The sequence below is a fragment of the Pontibacter sp. T17 genome, from assembly GCF_057219875.1.
On sequence record NZ_JBXVVW010000001.1, the window covers coordinates 1,404,500 to 1,421,230 of the forward strand.

Consider the following 16,731-nt stretch of genomic DNA (forward strand, 5'->3'; position numbering starts at 1 on the left):
CGGGGTCGGAGAGGGGAGACGCGGCTCAGCGCACCTCGAAGTCAAACATCTTGCGGCCTTCCAGGAAGCCTTCCAGCCGGTCGCCAATCTTCACTGGGCCTACACCTGCCGGGGTGCCTGTGTAAATCAGGTCGCCATTGCGCAGAGTGAAGTACTGGCTCACAAATTCCAGCAGGTATTCTACCTTGTACAGCATCTGCGCTGTGTGTCCTTGCTGGCGCGTCTTGCCGTTCACTTTCAGCTCGAAGTGTATGTTCTGCCAGTCGGGGTAGCCTTCAGGTGGTAGAATGTCTGAAATCACGGCCGAGTCATTGAACGCCTTCGACAGCTCCCAGGGTAGGCCTTTGGCTTTCAGCTGGGCTTGCAGGTCGCGGGCCGTGAAGTCTATGCCCAGCCCTATGCCGTCTACATAAGACCGCGCAAAACCTGGCTGTATGTGCTTGCCAATCTTGCCGATGCGGAACACCAGTTCGCACTCGAAGTGCACATCCTGCGAGAAAGCCGGAATGTAGAATGGATCATTGTTCCGCAGCAGGGCGGTGTCGGGCTTCAGAAAGATCACCGGCTGCTCGGGCACCGGGTTGCCCAGTTCAGAAGCGTGCGCAGCGTAGTTGCGCCCTACACAGATGATTTTCATATGGGCTGCAAGTTACATCCCCGCAGCCCATCTTCACAGGTCTTCGGAGTAGCGGCCTCTGCAACTACCCGACCCTTTACTTCTTCAGGGTGTTGATATAGGCCACCACTGCATTTACCTGGTCGTCGGTCAGGTAGTCGTAGGCTGGCATCCGGTTGTGGTCCAGCATTTTGCCAGAGCCAATCTTGATAATCTGCGCCTTGTAGCCGTTGTCCTTGTCGCTCTCGGCCAGCTTCTTGCTCTTGTAATAGTCGTGCATGCCTTCAGGACCGTGGCAGCGGGCGCAGGCTTCCGTGTAAATGGCTTTGCCAAGCGCTATCTGATCGCCAGCAGGTGCCGTAGTGATTGCCACAGTCACGCGGTCCTGCTCGCTTGTCAGCAGTGTACTGCGGGTTTTGGCAATACCATAGGCATATACCATACCCAGAAAAGCCATCCCCGTCAATACCAGATTAAAGCGCTTCACACCGACGGTGCCCAGCACAATCACTGCTAGGATAGTCGAGTACTTCGCTACCATGTAGGGCGCCGCGCTGTTGGGTGCCATGAATACAAGCGCCAGGCCAGTAAGTGTCATGCCAGCGGCCAGCACTATGTGCAGCACTTTGGTTTTACCATTGAGAGTAGCCAGCAGGCCGCGTTGGCCCATGCCAATGACAACCACTTTTGCCAGCAGGAGAATGGCGTAGAGCACCACCAGCAGATGGTGGGTATGTAGTAGACCTATTTCCACAGTATGGGGAGTTGAAAAGAGTGTTCCGAAAGATAACAGGCCCCGGCACATGGCCGGTCAGTCTCAGGAGGCAACCGCCGGAAATGCGCCCTGAAGAATCGCATTCCGTACTTCTTCCATCAGCCACATCGGCGTGGAAGTGGCTCCACAGATGCCTACGGTGGCAGCATCGTCAAACCACGAGGCGTCGAGTTCGGCAGCTGATGAAACAAAGTGTGTCCGCGGGTTCACGCTTTTGCATACCTCGTACAGCACCTTGCCATTCGAGCTCTTTTTGCCCGACACAAACACCACTACGTCATACTTAGGAGCAAACTCACGCAGTTGTGGTTCGCGGTTGCTCACCTGACGGCAGATGGTGTCGTTGGCTTTGAAAGCCTGCTGCTCTGCGTGGGCTGCGATACGGCGCTCAATTTCAGCCTTGAGCGTGTAGAACTTATCGGTGCTCTTCGTCGTCTGGCTGAACAGCTGAATCGGCCGGGAATAATCCAGCTTGTCCAGGTCTTCCATCCCGCTGATCACCAGTGCTTTTCCGCGGGTCTGGCCCACTAGACCATTCACTTCGGCATGGCCTTCCTTGCCATAAATGATAATCTGTGTTTCCTCGTCTACGGCGCCACGTACACGGTTCTGCAACTTCAGTACTACCGGGCACGAAGCATCCACCAGCGTAATGTTTCGCTCCAGCGCTGTCAGGTAGGTTTCGGGAGGCTCGCCGTGGGCACGAATCAGTACCGTCGTGTCGCGCAGTTGTCTCAGGTCATCGTGGTTGATAATCTGAAGGCCTTTTGCTTTCAGCCGTGCGACCTCCTCGTCGTTGTGAACAATGTCGCCCAGGCAATACAGTGTGTCATTCTCAGCCAGAAAATCCTCGGCCATTTCAATGGCATACACCACACCGAAGCAGAAGCCCGAGTTCTGGTCTATCTCTACGGTTAGTAGGCGAGGGGAGTCGGCTGTCATCATGCGTGAAAGGAATTACACAAAATACGCCTGAATAACGGAAAGAACGGTGAGAATGTTCGGCGTTCAGCGGTGGGCAGGCGTCAGTTCTATGATTTCCTGCGCCCATCGGCATACCAGGTCTATCTGCTGGTCTATGGTCATGTGGGTGGTGTCCAGCAGGCGGGCGTCTTCTGCACGGCGCAGCGGCGACTCCGCACGGGTCGTGTCTATCTCGTCGCGGTGTAACAGGTTGCGCTTCAGGTCTTCTTCGTTGGCAGGCTGCCCCAGGCGCTCAAGTTCTTCACGGCGGCGGCTCACGCGGGCATCCAGCGAGGCCGTCATAAACACCTTCAACTCGGCATCCGGAAACACTACGGTACCAATGTCGCGGCCATCCATCACTACGCCACGGTCTTCGCCCATCCGACGCTGCTGCTCCACCATTTTTACCCGTACTTCCTTAATCGCCGCTACTTCGCTCACCAGCGCCGATACTTCCATCGAGCGAATGGCCTCAGAAACATCTTCGCCGTTCAGCAGCGTGCGGCGCAGACCATCTTCCGACAGCCTGAAACTAATCTCGGTTTGAGCCAGGCCAGCAATTACCGCCGGAAGATCCTGATAGGAAATGTTTTGCCGGATACAGTAGAGCGTAAACGCCCGGTACATGGATCCTGTGTCGATGAAGATGTAGCCGAGACGGGCGGCTACTCCCTTGGCAGTGGTGCTTTTTCCGCAACCAGCGTAACCGTCCAGGGCAATGTTGATTCTACGCACGGGTTGGGGCCGCCGGACTTGGGGTGTACCTGCGGCCCCACAAAAATAAGCAGATGTTCCGCTCGGCAGCCCGGAGGGCACTGCTTTTTGTGGTGTGTGGATTAACTTGCCGTGGAACAATCCACATCTATGGAAAAAATATGAACACAGTGTTTCACGGCCTGTTTCATTTTTAGTTTAAATAATTGATATAAAATGATTTATGCAGTCAACATATAAGCTTTGGTTTAATTGTGTTTCACGTGGATAAATCACAAAGTTGTTCCATGGAGCACTTTTGTTAAGTGGATAAGCCTGTGCATATTGTGTGTATTACCCTTTCCGTCTGCCACAGAAATGAAGCTTCCTGACCGCGTCTATCTTATCGGATTGCCCGGCTCTGGAAAGTCTACCTTGGGCAAAGAACTGGCAGAGCGCTACGGGGCACCTTTCCTCGATACCGACACCCTCATCGAGCAGCAGGCGGGCAGCTCCATTCCCCAGCTTTTCCAGCAGGGCGAGTCAATTTTCCGCCAGTATGAACACGACACTCTGGTCAGCCTGGCTGCCAGCGCGGTCGGCATCATCTCCTGTGGTGGGGGGCTCCCCTGTTTCCACAACAACCTCGAGTTGCTGCGTGCGTCCGGCCTTGTGCTCTGGCTTGATGTCCCGCTGGCCGAGCTCACAGACCGGCTCATGGGGGCGGCTACTGTCAGGCCGTTACTGGCATCTGTTCAGCATGAACCAAACCCCCGCGAAGCATTGTATCAGAAACTCGCCGCCCTCAACACCGCCCGTCGCCCATTCTACAGCCAGGCTCACATACGGCTGCATGGCCGGCGCCTCTCTGCTGACGACCTCCAGCGGTCGGTCCGCGCTCATCTCCACCTTCAGGGGCACAAATGAAAAAGTGCCCCGCAGGGCACTTTCACACATTACTTTCCAGTAGCAGGGGCTGGTGTTTTTGTCAGCGTTGCCCCTTCGTCATACACCACTTGGGCTACAGTTTCACCCACAGCCTGTAGAACCGGCTTTCGTATCTGTTGCAGGTTGTCGCTGCTGCGGTGGTGATGGGGGAAAAAGTCGCCCGAAACCAGATCCCGGTGAATGATATCGATAGTCGGGATTCGCTGGTCGCGGTTCACGTACAGGTGGTCGTCGATGATTTCGGTGTCAGGTGCAAACACAAAGTATTGCCCATGACCAATGCGATGTGCCGTCTGCCACACGCGGTCCAGTACGTTCTGGGCAAACTGCTTGCTGATGCCTTCCTGTGTAAACTGGGCACCTTCGGCACCTACCATGTCCAGCAGAATGCCAAAACGGGCGGTATAGCCTGCTTGGTGGGGGTTTTTTGCCCAGTACTGAGATCCAATGCAGTAGCTGTTCTCCACATTCGATTCGCCCAGGTCTTCCATGTCCCAGAATACCAGGTCTATCCCAACACCTGGATCCTGGAGGGCAAAGCCACGGGCCAACTCTATCAACACGCCCACACCGCTGGCACCGTCATTGGCTCCATCGAAGGGTAGGCGTTGCTTGGCCGGGTCTGCATCGCGGTCGGCACGGGGGCGGGTGTCGTAGTGCGCGCTCAGCATCACTCGGTCCTTGCGCTCCGGGTGCCAGCTGGCAATAATGTTCCGCACGTTTACCACCCCAATGGCCGAAGGGGTCTTTACTTTCTGCTCCCTCACCGTCAGGCCATAGCTTTTCAGTTTGGCAATGAGCCAGTCACCCATTTTCAGGTGCGCGGCAGTGCCGGGTATGCGGGGGCCAAATGCCACCTGCTTTTCTACGAATGAGTAAGCCGAATCCGGATTGAAGGCCGGACGTGCTGCCAGTGGGGGTGGGGTATAGGCAGCAGTTGCGGGCTTTTGCCCGTTTTCACTGCACGCGCTGGCTGTCAGCAGCAGAGCTGCCACTGGCAGCAGTAAGGTTCTAATGTGCATAGTGTTCAGCAAACCAGTCCAGTGTCAAGCGCATTCCATCCTCCAGAGTGTAGGCGGGTGTCCAGCCAAGCTGATCCTTCGCCAGTTGGTTGTTCAGTACGCTTCGGCGCTGTTCCCCTGCTTTGGCGGGGCCATACACTTCCGCGCAACGGTTGCCATAACGGGCGTTCACGATCCGGAAAAGGGTGGTCACATCGGTTTCCTGCCCTGTCCCTACGTTGAATGCTCCAGACCCTGCAAAAGTCAGGGCTTTCAGGTTTGCTTCCACCACATCGGCTACAAAAACATAGTCGCGCGTCTGGCCGCCATCGCCGTTGATGACAGGCTGCTCACCTCTCAGCACCTTCTTGGCAAAAATGGCTATCACACCAGCCTCCCCGTGGGGGTTCTGACGCGGCCCATAAACATTGCCATATCGCAAAGCCACATATTCCAAGCCATATTCATGCTGGTAATAATATAGGTAGCGCTCTACAGTTACTTTGGTAATACCATATGGCGACAGGGGCCTGATTGGGTGGTTCTCGTCGGCAGGGAAGTAGTCTTGTTCGCCATAAGCTGCGCCACCGCTGCTCGCAAAGATGAACTTCTTTACTCCGGCTTTCCGGCAGGCTTCCAGCAGGTTAAGGCTGCCTATGATATTCAGGTTCGCGTCAAACCCAGGGTCTGTTACCGACTTACGCACATCTATCTGTGCGGCCAGGTGGTAGACTACATCGAATTTTTCCTGTTCGATGACTGACGCCGCCTCTGGTGATAGAATACTCAGTTGATGAAAAACAGCACCTGCCGGTAGGTTGTGAACAAAGCCAGAGCTTAGGTCATCCAACACATGCACCTGATGCCCTTGAGTGGTAAGCGCGGCGCTCAAATGAGAGCCTATGAAGCCTGCTCCCCCAGTGACTAGGATTTTCATGCCGAAAGATAGACACTACAGATGGAGTCTGCATTAACCGCAGTTGAACCTTTTGATGGTGACAGGGCTTCAGGCCGACTGAAGTGCCTGAAATTGAAGATGTAACCCGCCGTCCAGCACAATGGCGCCGCCCAGCAGTTTTACGCGGGCAATGGCGTCCGAAAGCTCATTGTGCATCAGGTCTTCCTCAGTGTAGGCATACAGCCCGGCGGGTGCTTTCACAGAGAGATGCACCTCCAGGTCGCCAGCAGCCTCGCTGTGCAGCGCAATGGTCAGCACTTTCCCTCGTAGGTGTACCAGCGCATGGCTCACAAATTCCTGTATCAGTTTGAACAGGTGAAATTCGGTGGCGGCTGGCAGACGGTCGGTCAGATGGGGGGGAACAAAGTGAATCTCTACCCCTGCTTCTTTCGCGGTCCGCTTCAGGTAGCCTTCCAGCGCAGGTATCAAGCCAAAGTCATTCAGCATCGCGGGCATCACGCTTTGCGTCAGTTTGCGCACGCGGCTCACAGCTTCATCCAACAGATTCTTGCTGATTTCCAGATTGGGCGCCGAATTCTGGTCCTGCAGGTTCAGGCTTTCGAGGTTCATCTTGGCTGCCGACAGCACCTGCCCCAATCCTTCGTGCAGGTTGTGTGCCAGTTCTTTCTGCGCCTTATGCTGCAACAGGAACAGGTCCGACACAATTTCAGATGACATCGTTGCCTGGCTTGGCTCAGTCTCGCGGAAGACGAATAGCATACCAGAAATCCCCGTCACGGTATCACCCACTGGTGTAAAAAAACCCTGTATCGGAACCACCCGTTCGCCTAGGTTTATCAGCGTCACGCCAGGGGGTAATTCCAGTTGCCGGCCAGTATTGAGTATGTGTGCGAGGGGGTCCAGTGGAGCCGTGCCAACTGGGTACTCCAGTTTGATAATCTGCTTGTAGGAAGTGCCCAGAAGTTGGTCGTGCGACGACGACAGCACCGCCTCTGCATTCGGGTTACAGAATGAAATCAGCCCATCGGGTTCCACTACCACCACCGCATCACCTACATAGCGCATGGCCTGCATCAGTTGCTGCTGACGCATCCGCTGTTGCTGCTCTACATTAAAACGGTACAGAGCCAACTCTATGTTTGTGCGCAGGTCATTCAGCTGAAAGGGCTTGATGATGTAGCCGTAGGGGCTGCAACGCTTCACCCGGGCTATCGTCTCATCGTCCGAGTAAGCCGTCACAAAAATCACAGGTACGTGCACCTGCTCTCTGATTTTTTCGGCCGTCTGAATCCCATCCAGATCGCCTGCCAGGCGTATGTCCATCAGAATCACGTCAGGACGCGCAACCCCTACAATCGACAAGGCCTCCTCGCCCGACATAGCCATGCCTGCGATCTGGTAGCCGAGTTTCAGGAGCTTGGTCCGGACGGTCTCGGCTATCAGCACCTCATCTTCTACAATCATGACTCGAGGCGACGACATAGCGGATTGGGGGAGGTGCGTACGTGCGTTGGGCGTTTGGCCCAATTGGATTGACTGAACCTAAACAAGGGTTTTTTGCACCTACTAGATAGCGAAATACTGTACCAGTTGGGTGTTACGCAGGTTTCTATTTCCGAAAAATACTGGCTTTACGTGAGGCTACTGCGTAAAAAGCCCTATGTATTTTTAGAAAAACTTAAAATACCGCGTACCCCTTTTTGGCTAGAGCCGGTTCCGGCGCATGCTGTTCGCCTCTCGGCCGGGACCTCGATATTTATTGTCAAAAGGTTGTATGTGCCGTCAAAGTCGCTAACTTTGCAGCCGTTACAGTAATAGGAAGCTAGGAAAATGTACCTCAACCCGCAAGTGAAGGCAGGCATTTTTAGCCAGTACAGCCCCAACAAAAACGCCAAGGACACGGGTTCGCCAGAGTCTCAGATCGCGCTGTTTTCTCATCGCATCAACCATCTGACCGAGCACCTCAAGGCCTCCCCAAAGGATAAGGCTACGCAGACCGGTCTGTTGCGTCTCGTTGGTAAGCGTCGCAAGCTGTTGGCTTATCTCGCCAAGACCGACATTGAGCGCTACCGCGCTATCATTAAGGAACTCGGCATCCGCCGCTAAGCCACTCCACTGCCATGACAGGAGTTCACACCGAAACCCTCCAATGGGAGGATGGCAGCGTATTGCATATTGAAACAGGCCGTCTTGCCCGCCAGGCAGACGGCTCTGTTGTTCTCAAGCAGGGCGATACAATGCTGCTGGCTACCGTTGTAGCCAAGAAAGAAATCGATCCTAAAGTCGATTTTCTCCCACTCACCGTTGACTACCAGGAGAAGTATGCTGCTACGGGTAAATTCCCCGGGGGCTTCTTCAAGCGCGACGGCCGACTTAACGAGTACGAAATCCTGACCTCCCGTCTGGTAGACCGTGCCCTGCGTCCACTCTTCCCGGAAGATTACCACGCAGACACCCAGGTTATTGTCTCGCTCATCAGCAGTGACCGCGATACCCAGGGTGATCACCTGGCTACCATCGCCGCCTCCTGCGCAATCATGTGCTCTGACCTCCCCTTCCCCGACCCCGTGTCTTCAGTGCGCGTCGGCTACAAGGACGGTAAGTACATCATCAACCCCAAGGTCTCTGACCTCGAAGGCACCCGAATGGACCTCATGATCTCCGGTACCATGACCAGCATCGTCATGGTCGAAGGGGAGATGCAGGAAGTGTCTGAAGAAGAATTCCTCGGCGCTATCAAGGTTGCGCACGAGTGGATCAAGAAAATCAATCAGGTACAGTTGAGTCTTCGCGCCAAAGTCGGCAAGAAGACCCGCGAGTACTCCAAGCCAGTCAAGGACGAGGCGCTCATTGCCCGCGTTCGTGAACTTGCTACCGCCCGTGTCAAGGAAATCACCTACACCCCTGCCGAGAAGCAGGTGCGCAGCGATGCCTTCAAGGCTCTCAAGGATGAAATCGTAGCCAAGCTGGCAGAAGAAAATCCTGAGTGGACAACCGAAGATAAAGTCCGTGCCATTAAGGCTGAGTACGATATGGTGCAGTACGATGTCATGCGCAGCATGATATTGGACGACGCCAAGCGCCTTGATGGTCGCCGTACCGACGAAATCCGCCCCATCTGGTGCGAAGTCGGCTACCTGCCCCGTGCACACGGCAGCGCAATCTTCACACGTGGCGAGACCCAGAGTCTCACTACCGTGACCCTTGGCTCCAAGCTCGATGAACAAACCATCGACTACGCTACCAATGAAGGCTCCAAGCGTTTCATGCTTCAGTACAACTTCCCCTCTTTCTCTACGGGTGAAGTGAAGCCGCAACGGGGTCCAAGCCGTCGCGAAATGGGCCACGGCAACCTTGCCGAGCGCGCGCTGAAGGTTCTCGTTCCCAGCGATGTAGAATATACCATTCGCGTGGTATCAGACATCCTTGAGAGCAACGGCTCCAGCTCAATGGCTACTGTGTGCGCAGGAACCATGGCACTGCTCGACGCCGGTATTCCTCTCAAGCGTCCCGCTTCCGGCATTGCGATGGGTCTCATCGTGGAAGGCGACAAGTACGCTATCCTCTCCGACATCCTCGGCGACGAAGACCACCTTGGCGACATGGACTTCAAGACCTGTGGCACCATCAATGGCCTCACCGCCTGCCAGATGGACATCAAGTTGCGGGGCCTGAACTTCGAGGTGCTCGAAAAAGCACTGATGCAAGCCAAGGCTGGCCGCGAGCATATCCTCAGCAAAATGATGGAAACCATCTCTGAGGCTCGTCCCGACATCAGCCAGTATGCCCCCCGCCTCCTTAAGTTCGATATTCCTTCCGACAAAATCGGTGCGGTTATCGGTTCTGGTGGTAAGGTCATCCAGGAAATCCAGCGCACCACCGGCACTACCATCACCATCGAAGAAGAAGGTGGCAAGGGGCTGGTTACCATCGCTTCTGCGAACAAGTCGGCGCTGGAGGCTGCTTACGCTCGTGTTCGTGGTATTGTAGAAGATCCTATCGAAGGCGAGACCTACATGGCTCGTGTCAAGTTCCTCAAGGAAGCGGGTGCAGTCATGGAGTTTATGGGGGGTAAGGAAGGCTGGCTCCACATCTCTGAAATCAGCTATGCCCGCATCGAGAAGATGGAAGGCACACTGGAAGTAGGCGAGGAGTTTCCTGTCCTGTACATTGGGCCCGATCCCAAGAACGGTCGTCTTCGCCTCAGCCGCAAGGCACTTTTGCCCAAGCCTGAGGGTTACGAAGAGCGTCCGCCCCGCCCCCCGCGCGACTGGGGTGACCGTGGCGATCGTGGTGATCGTGGCGGCTTCCGTGGACGTCGATAGTCTCTCTTTCTGATCAACCTGCTCTAAATCACCCACTTACTTCGCATGAACGTACTTGTTACGGGAGGTGCTGGCTTTATCGGCTCCAATCTGGTAGCCAAACTGTTGGAGCGTGGCGATAAAGTTGTGGTCGTCGATACCCTGGTGACGGGCAGTATCGACAACGTGAAGTTGTTCGAATCGAACCCCAACTACACGTTCCACAAACACACCGTTACCGACAAAGCTTTTCTCGAGCCCCACATTCAGTGGGCCGACCATGTGTATCATCTCGCTGCACCCGTCGGCGTGAAGTACATCATGGATAATCCCGTCATTACCATTCTGGACAATATCCGGGGGATTGATGTAGTGCTCGAATTGTCCAATAAGTACCGTAAGCGGGTGATGGTAGCATCTACCAGTGAAGTCTACGGTAAAAGCCTTGACCTCCTGGATCCTACCGGAGTGCGGAAGCTCAAGGAAGAAGACTACCGCGTCGAAGGTTCTACCATGAACCACCGTTGGGCCTATGCCAACACCAAGGCGATGGACGAGTTTCTCAGCCTCGCTTATCACAAGGAGTTTGGTACCGAAGTAGTTGTCGTGCGTTTCTTCAACACGGTTGGTCCTCGCCAGTTGTCGCTTTATGGCATGGTGATCCCCAACTTTGTGCAGAAAGCCGTCCGCAACGAAGACATCGTCATCTTCGGTAGTGGCAAGCAGAAACGCTCATTCATGCACGTGAATGATGTGCTGCGGGCTATCACGGCTTTGATGGATACAGGCAAGGGAATCGGTCAGGTTTTCAACGTGGGCAATCCTTTTGAAGTTACCATTGAGCAGTTAGCACAACGCGTCATCGCTCTTTCCGGCAGCACTTCCAACCTGAAGTATATCAGCTACGAAGAGGCATACGGTAAGGGATTTGAAGACATGGACCGTCGCACCGCCGATATTTCCAAGCTGAAGAACGCTGTAGGCTTCGAAATCGAGTACGACCTCGATATGATTCTCAATGATGTCATTGACTATCACCGCGCAAAGCTGGTGCAGTCATAACCATCAGATACAAACGGTTAGTACGGAAAAGCCCTCAGATGAGGGCTTTTCTCATTTGATACGATCAGGATTCTGATCCGCAAAGGCTGCCCAGCTCCCTTGTTTGCCCCCCCTTTTACTACTGGAGACAAAAGCCGATTTTGGCAGGCTGGGGTTTCCCTGTAGATAATGGCACATCGCCACTGCCAGCGCGTCAGTTGCATCCAGCGGCTTGTCGTTGGGTAGGGCTTTGAGTTCTGGCAACAGACTGGCCAACATGGCCGCCACCTGCTGCTTGCTTGCAGCTCCGTTGCCGGTAACGGCTTGTTTCACTTTACTGGGCGCGTATTCTGTTACAGGCAGATCGCGCAGCATGGCCGCCGCCATGATTACTCCTTGTGCTCGTCCCAGTTTCAGCATCGACTGTACATTCTCTCCATGAAACGGGGCTTCTACAGCCACTTCGTCTGGCTTGAACTCATCGATAAGGCCCAGCGTTCCAAGCAGAATTTTCTTCAGCCTCAGTGGATGTGATAACCCTGTTTTCTGCAATTGGATTACCCCATGCGCTAGCAGTGCCAACCCTTTCCCTGTGTGGTGTATGAGGCCATAGCCGGTTACCGCTGTTCCAGGGTCTATCCCCAGGATAATACGGTCGGTTTCTGCTGTCGTTTTGCCCATCACCGCTGCTGCTGGTTGGCAGCCATTGCTTCTACTGCATCTTTTGCAGTCTTCAGGTCGCAGTCGGTCAATTCGCGATACATCTTGATGGCGTCAATCAAGCGGTTTTGCTGTATCAGCACTTCCACTTGTGACATGCTGGCAGTATCTGCAGTTGCAGAAGGATAAACAGTGCTTGCGGTCGCAGGCAATTGCCAGTTATTCTTCATCAGATAGTTCAAAGCATCTCGGCTTTCCTTCAAGCCCTGACCGCTTGCATCTTTGTACAGCTTCAGGGCCTCTATATACTGGTGCCTCTCCATCGCCGACCGTATTTCCAGCATTTTGGAGGGCGCTATTGCCGCTATCGGCGGCGGAACTTTGATAGGGGAGGCGCTCCCGCTTTTATTGCGCAGCCACCTCCGTAGCAGAACGAGGCCCAGAAGACCCGCTGCGACCCATATAACGATGGTGATCAGGCTTTCCAGGCTGGTGTTCATGGGAGTTATCAGCTGGGGTATGATTCTTCGATGCGCATACCGAACACTGTAACGTCGTCCAGCTGCTCGCGGTCATCTTTCCACTCTTTCCACTCCAGGTTTACGAGCGCACGCTGGGTTGCCATGCTTTCGTGCTGGGTACGCAGTACAAGGTCGCGGAAGCGTCGTGTCGAGAAGCGTTTCTCATCAGGGCCGCCCAGCTGATCTACAAAGCCGTCGGTGTACAGATAAATACCGTCGCCCGGCTTCAGTTGTATCTCGTGGTTGGTGAACACACGCTCTTCCTCCATCTGCTCGCCACCAATCGAATACTTGTCCGGCTTGATAACATGCAGTTCCCAATCCTGATAGTAGTTGAACGGCAGGTTCGCGCCAGCAAACTGGGCCATGTTGGTGGCGGTATCCAGTGTCACGATGGTAACGTCCATACCATCACGGCTCTCGCTGCCCTCTTCATCCTGCTTCAGGGCCGTACGTACGCCAATGTGCAGGTGATAAAGGATGTCAGCAGGCCGTGTAATCCCCTTCTCGTTCACAATCTGGTTCAGCAACAGATACCCAATCAGTGTCAGGAAGGCCCCGGGTACGCCGTGGCCTGTACCGTCGGCTACAACAATGACCTTCTTGCTGCCTTGTGCCGCAAACCAGTAGAAGTCGCCACCGACGATATCCCTTGGGCGGTAGACAATGAAGAAGTTCGGGATGTGCGCTTCTATGAATTCCTTGGCCGGTAGGATGTTCGTCTGAATACGCTTGGCGTACTTGATCGACTCCGTCAGGAACTGTGCTTGCTCTTCAATAGCCGCTTTCTGCTGTTGTACTTCCAGCGATTTCTCTTCCAGCTGCGTGTAAGCCAGTTTCAGCTTATCGGTCAGCAGGCGCTCCTTCTGTTCCAGTACCAGACTTACGGTGTCGGCCAGTGATGTCGCGAACGACTGCTCATCCAGCGTCCAGATACGCGCTGTTTCGCGGTGCTCAAAGCTGATAACGCCCACTGTTTTGCCGCCCTGTCGGATGGAGGCATCCAGCACCGCTGAAATGCCATTGGCGCTCAGCAGCGACTGTGCCAGCTCGCGTGTTCGTGGGTCGATGGCCGCATCGTTGGCTGCGATGATGCGGTCGCGCTCCAGGGTGCGGAAATAGACCGGGAACAGTTCTTTGTCCAGCGTGGTGCCAACTGTATGAGGGTGGCCCTCAGTTGGATAGGTGGCAACACACCGGATGGTGGTGCCGCCGTCTTCATACAGCCAGATGGCGGCACGGCTGGTATGCAGCGTGTCTGAGCCAACCCGCGTTATCAGTTCAAAGGCCTCTTCCACCCGGCCTTCTTTCACCGACTCATTCGACGTCAGTTCCAATAGCGACGACTGCTGCTTCTTCAGGCGGAATTCCTGCAACTTCTGCGCCGTCACGTCGAACATCACGTTGATCGACTTGATGGGCTCACCACTGCTGTCCAACACCGGGGTATTGGTCACCATCACCCAGATGTATTCGCCTTTCTTGTTCTTCTTCTCCAGCTCGCCACGCCAGATTTTGCCATTCAGCACGGTGCGCCACTGCTCCTGATAGAGCGAGTCGGGCTGTCGGCCCGATTTGATGATCGTGTACCGGTGCCCAATCAAGTCCTCGCGGCTGAAGCCCGTCACTTCCAGCAACTCTTCATTCACATACGTGATGTTGCCTTCCATGTCCGTCTCATATACCATCGAGCTGTTGTTCAGCGCGTTGATTTGGCCCGCCAGTTCTATCTGGGTACGACGCATCTCGTCGTTGGCATACTCCAGCTCTTCGGCGTTCTGGCGCAGCATATCCTGCTGTTGCTGGGCTACGTCCAGTGCTGCTTTTATCTGCTCTTCCTGTAGCTTCTGCGCCGTGATGTTGAAACCTACCCCAATGAACTTGTAGGGCTTGCCATCAATGCCCATTACTGGCGTAATGGTGAGCAGTACCCACAGGTCGCTGCCGTTGCGTGCTTTGTTCTTGATTTCGCCTTTCCACACCTTGCCCGCCGAAATGGCCGTCCACAGGTGGTGGAAGAAGGCAGGCGGGTGGTGGCCCGATTTCAGTATGCTGTGGTTTTGGCCCAGCACCTCAGCCTTTTCATACCCATATAGTTTGGCAAACTCAGCATTGGCATAGGTGATGAGCCCCGCGGGGTTCGTTTCCGACACAATGGCGGCGTTATTCAGCGCCGATATCTGGCCACGAAGCTCGGCCTGTGTGCGCCGCATCTCCTCATTGGTAGCCTCGATTTCTTCCGCATTCTGGCGCAACTCTTCTTCCAGTGCCTGGCTTTCTTCCAGCGTCATCCGCAGCTCTTCCTCCATCACGCGGCGGTTGCCCTGCTCCAGCGCCAGCGACACCACATCCGCTACCGACATCACAAAATTCTGCTCATCCAGTGTCCATGAGCGGGGTTCGCCCACACGTTCCACCATCAATGCGCCCACTATGCCACCACCCAGGTGAATCGGCGCTGAAAGCAGCGATTGCACACCAGCAGGTTTCAGATACGGATCGGCCAGCACATCGGTGCGGCCATCGGTCAGGGCCTGTTCCACTGCCAGCACGCCTTCTTGATCTATGGCCGTGAAGAAAGGCGTGTAGGCGTCGCGGCGCAGTTCGGTGCTGTCATAGTGACGCAGTGTAGTGCGCTCATACAGGTCGAGGCAGCGTAGGCGGCCACCGTTTTCGATAAACAGCCACAGGCCTACACGTTCTTCGTCCAGGGCATAGGCGGTCGTTTCGGTTACGCTGCGCAGGGCCTCGCGGACATTGCCCTCTTTCAGGTCGGCATTGCGGGTCAGTTCCTGCAGAGCGCTCTGCTGCTGCATCAGGCGATACTCCAGCTGCTTCTGGCTCTGGAAGTTCGTTACCAGACTTTGCTGCTCGTTCTGCAAGCGGCTGATGCTGGTTTTGTACTTCTCCAGGTCGTCCGATACCGTTTGCAGGCTGCGGCGCAGTTCGCTTTCCTGGTGCTTCAGCGTCGATATCTCATAACCAGCCAGCAGGTACTTCTGTTTGCCATCTCCGTTGGTTGCTAACGGCGTGATGGCGCTGGCCAGCCAGAAAGTGCCGCCCTGTTTGTTCTGGTTCTGCATCACCCCATACCAGGTTTTGCCCCCGCGCACCGAGCTCAGAATGCTCGAAAGCATTTCTCCTTCATGGCTGCCTGTTGCCAGTAAGGCATAGTCACGCCCTTTCAGTTCGTCTGAGGTGTAACCAGTTAACTGACTGAACACACGGTCGGCATAGACCAGCTTCCCGCTGTCGTCCAGTTCAGCAATTGCCAGGGTGCTCTCTACAGCCGATAGCTTGGCTTTGGCGTGTGATAGCTCCGAGGCTGCCAATGCAGCTTTTTTCTCTGCTTCACTGGCCAGTTGTTTCTGCCGGTTTACGTCCGACTCCAAATGGCGCTTGCTCTCGCTCAGCTCATCCAGTTTTCGGGTGATGGTTGCCAACGCAATGGCAACCGATTCCTCATACTGTGTCTTATCGAAGTTGGGCAGCAGATCGCCTTCGGCTATGCGCTCCAGTGTATGGCGCAGGCGTGCGTCGCGCTGCTGTACATAATTCAGATGACTGCCAATCTGCCCCAGTTCACTGTCGCTCTCCGGATGGGGTTGGCCGTCTTGAATGCGTTCCACCATTCGGCTCAGGGGCTGCGCCAGTGTCGATTTCAGACTCAACAGCGATATTACTGTGAACAGCACCCCAACCAATGTCAGAATCCCGATAACTATTACCCCTGGAAGGTTGAAGCCATTGACCCGGCTGCGTACAGTCTGTGCGGTCTGTGCGTGGGGTTTGGCCAGCATGTTGGTCAGTTGCGTGACGCCTTTGGTCAGCTTATCCAATGCCGTGGCATCTTTCAGGCGGGCTTCCAGCGCAGCCTCCGGCTCCTGCTTGGGGCCACTCAGGCGGGTAGTGATGGCTACGCTCAGGCGGTCCAGTTCGTCCAGTGTCAGTGCCAGTTCATCCAGGTCGGCACGTTCGTTGGCGGCCGCCAGGTAATTTTCCCGGTACTGCTTGAAATAATACTGTGGAGAAAGCTCTGCGGTGTCGGTACCTGGTTGCTCGGGTAGCGTGTCCTGTAGCAGCGCCGTCTGCAGCCGTGCAATCCGGATATCGGCGGCATGCGCCAACTCCTGCAGCGTTTGCTGTGCCGTAACGGCCCGCTCCAGTTCCTGACGGTCCTGTTTTCCCGCCAGCGCCGACCAGTAAATACCCGCCGCGCCTCCCAGCAACAGGGCCAGCAGTACTGGTATCAGCAGCAAATTAAGTTTTCCGCTTAGCTTCATGTGC

14 protein-coding genes are annotated in these 16,731 nt (G+C 55.1%); 4 read left to right on the plus strand and 10 right to left on the minus strand.

Annotated elements, in window-relative coordinates; translation table 11 throughout:
- Positions 1-25: 25 nt before the first annotated feature.
- The 4 genes from AC2D8O_RS06210 to cmk form a co-directional block, all read right to left on the minus strand.
- On the minus strand, positions 26-637 hold the full coding sequence (locus AC2D8O_RS06210) for a fumarylacetoacetate hydrolase family protein (RefSeq protein WP_484677930.1): 612 nt from the start codon (positions 635-637) through the stop codon (positions 26-28).
- A 76-nt stretch (positions 638-713) separates the two neighbouring features.
- Complete coding sequence (locus AC2D8O_RS06215) at positions 714-1,370, minus strand: c-type cytochrome (RefSeq protein WP_484677931.1); 657 nt, start codon at positions 1,368-1,370, stop codon at positions 714-716.
- A gap of 63 nt (positions 1,371-1,433) precedes the next feature.
- Positions 1,434-2,336: a 4-hydroxy-3-methylbut-2-enyl diphosphate reductase gene (locus AC2D8O_RS06220; RefSeq protein ID WP_484677932.1), complete on the minus strand. Its 903-nt coding sequence runs from the start codon at positions 2,334-2,336 to the stop codon at positions 1,434-1,436.
- A gap of 63 nt (positions 2,337-2,399) precedes the next feature.
- Positions 2,400-3,092: a (d)CMP kinase gene (gene cmk, locus AC2D8O_RS06225; RefSeq protein ID WP_484677933.1), complete on the minus strand. Its 693-nt coding sequence runs from the start codon at positions 3,090-3,092 to the stop codon at positions 2,400-2,402.
- Positions 3,093-3,428: 336 nt separating this feature from the next.
- On the opposite strand from cmk, the gene AC2D8O_RS06230 reads away from it, so the two are divergent.
- Entirely contained in the window at positions 3,429-3,977 is a 549-nt protein-coding gene (locus AC2D8O_RS06230; RefSeq protein WP_484677934.1) for a shikimate kinase, read from the plus strand.
- Between the two features lie 29 nt (positions 3,978-4,006).
- Here the strand turns inward: AC2D8O_RS06230 and AC2D8O_RS06235 are convergent, their stop codons facing one another.
- From AC2D8O_RS06235 to AC2D8O_RS06245, 3 genes are all read right to left on the minus strand, one after another.
- Positions 4,007-5,020, minus strand: a complete 1,014-nt coding sequence (locus tag AC2D8O_RS06235; protein WP_484677935.1) for a M28 family peptidase — start codon at positions 5,018-5,020, stop codon at positions 4,007-4,009.
- Entirely contained in the window at positions 5,010-5,936 is a 927-nt protein-coding gene (locus tag AC2D8O_RS06240) for an NAD-dependent epimerase/dehydratase family protein (protein WP_484677936.1), read from the minus strand. The genes AC2D8O_RS06235 and AC2D8O_RS06240 overlap by 11 nt, the downstream gene beginning before the upstream one ends.
- Before the next feature lie 69 nt (positions 5,937-6,005).
- A complete protein-coding gene (locus AC2D8O_RS06245) occupies positions 6,006-7,400 on the minus strand; it encodes a response regulator (protein ID WP_484677937.1) in 1,395 nt (464 codons plus the stop codon).
- Between the two features lie 348 nt (positions 7,401-7,748).
- Between AC2D8O_RS06245 and rpsO the strand changes: the two genes are divergently transcribed.
- From rpsO to AC2D8O_RS06260, 3 genes are read left to right on the plus strand one after another with little or no spacing between them, the layout of a single operon-like run.
- Positions 7,749-8,024 (plus strand): 30S ribosomal protein S15, encoded by a 276-nt coding sequence (rpsO, locus tag AC2D8O_RS06250; RefSeq protein ID WP_484677938.1) that lies wholly within the window; start codon positions 7,749-7,751, stop codon positions 8,022-8,024.
- 14 nt (positions 8,025-8,038) lie between these two features.
- A complete protein-coding gene (locus AC2D8O_RS06255) occupies positions 8,039-10,243 on the plus strand; it encodes a polyribonucleotide nucleotidyltransferase (protein WP_484677939.1) in 2,205 nt (734 codons plus the stop codon).
- A gap of 45 nt (positions 10,244-10,288) precedes the next feature.
- Positions 10,289-11,284, plus strand: coding sequence for a GDP-mannose 4,6-dehydratase (locus tag AC2D8O_RS06260; RefSeq protein WP_484677940.1), 996 nt, complete (start codon positions 10,289-10,291; stop codon positions 11,282-11,284).
- Positions 11,285-11,335: 51 nt separating this feature from the next.
- Here the strand turns inward: AC2D8O_RS06260 and ruvC are convergent, their stop codons facing one another.
- Genes ruvC through AC2D8O_RS06275 form a run of 3 tightly spaced genes read right to left on the minus strand, consistent with a single transcriptional unit; the run spans position 11,336 to position 16,727 of the window.
- Positions 11,336-11,944 carry a crossover junction endodeoxyribonuclease RuvC gene (gene ruvC / locus AC2D8O_RS06265; RefSeq protein WP_484678276.1) on the minus strand — a complete coding sequence of 203 codons (609 nt, stop codon included), beginning with the start codon at positions 11,942-11,944 and terminating at the stop codon, positions 11,336-11,338.
- Positions 11,944-12,423, minus strand: coding sequence for a hypothetical protein (locus AC2D8O_RS06270; protein ID WP_484677941.1), 480 nt, complete (start codon positions 12,421-12,423; stop codon positions 11,944-11,946). Before AC2D8O_RS06270 ends, ruvC begins: the two co-directional genes overlap by 1 nt.
- 8 nt (positions 12,424-12,431) lie before the next feature.
- Entirely contained in the window at positions 12,432-16,727 is a 4,296-nt protein-coding gene (locus AC2D8O_RS06275) for a PAS domain S-box protein (RefSeq protein ID WP_484677942.1), read from the minus strand.
- Between the last annotated feature and the right edge of the window lie 4 nt (positions 16,728-16,731).

Excerpts from the sequence above, each read along its gene's own strand:
- AC2D8O_RS06210 (WP_484677930.1), bottom strand. The coding sequence starts at position 637 with ATGAAAATCATCTGTGTAGGGCGCAACTACGCTGCGCACGCTTCTGAA.
- AC2D8O_RS06220 (WP_484677932.1), bottom strand. The coding sequence starts at position 2,336 with ATGATGACAGCCGACTCCCCTCGCCTACTAACCGTAGAGATAGACCAG.
- AC2D8O_RS06230 (WP_484677934.1), top strand. The coding sequence starts at position 3,429 with ATGAAGCTTCCTGACCGCGTCTATCTTATCGGATTGCCCGGCTCTGGA.
- AC2D8O_RS06235 (WP_484677935.1), bottom strand. The coding sequence starts at position 5,020 with ATGCACATTAGAACCTTACTGCTGCCAGTGGCAGCTCTGCTGCTGACA.
- AC2D8O_RS06240 (WP_484677936.1), bottom strand. The coding sequence starts at position 5,936 with ATGAAAATCCTAGTCACTGGGGGAGCAGGCTTCATAGGCTCTCATTTG.
- AC2D8O_RS06245 (WP_484677937.1), bottom strand. The coding sequence starts at position 7,400 with ATGTCGTCGCCTCGAGTCATGATTGTAGAAGATGAGGTGCTGATAGCC.
- rpsO (WP_484677938.1), top strand. The coding sequence starts at position 7,749 with ATGTACCTCAACCCGCAAGTGAAGGCAGGCATTTTTAGCCAGTACAGC.
- AC2D8O_RS06255 (WP_484677939.1), top strand. The coding sequence starts at position 8,039 with ATGACAGGAGTTCACACCGAAACCCTCCAATGGGAGGATGGCAGCGTA.
- AC2D8O_RS06260 (WP_484677940.1), top strand. The coding sequence starts at position 10,289 with ATGAACGTACTTGTTACGGGAGGTGCTGGCTTTATCGGCTCCAATCTG.
- ruvC (WP_484678276.1), bottom strand. The coding sequence starts at position 11,944 with ATGGGCAAAACGACAGCAGAAACCGACCGTATTATCCTGGGGATAGAC.
- AC2D8O_RS06270 (WP_484677941.1), bottom strand. The coding sequence starts at position 12,423 with ATGAACACCAGCCTGGAAAGCCTGATCACCATCGTTATATGGGTCGCA.
- AC2D8O_RS06275 (WP_484677942.1), bottom strand. The coding sequence starts at position 16,727 with ATGAAGCTAAGCGGAAAACTTAATTTGCTGCTGATACCAGTACTGCTG.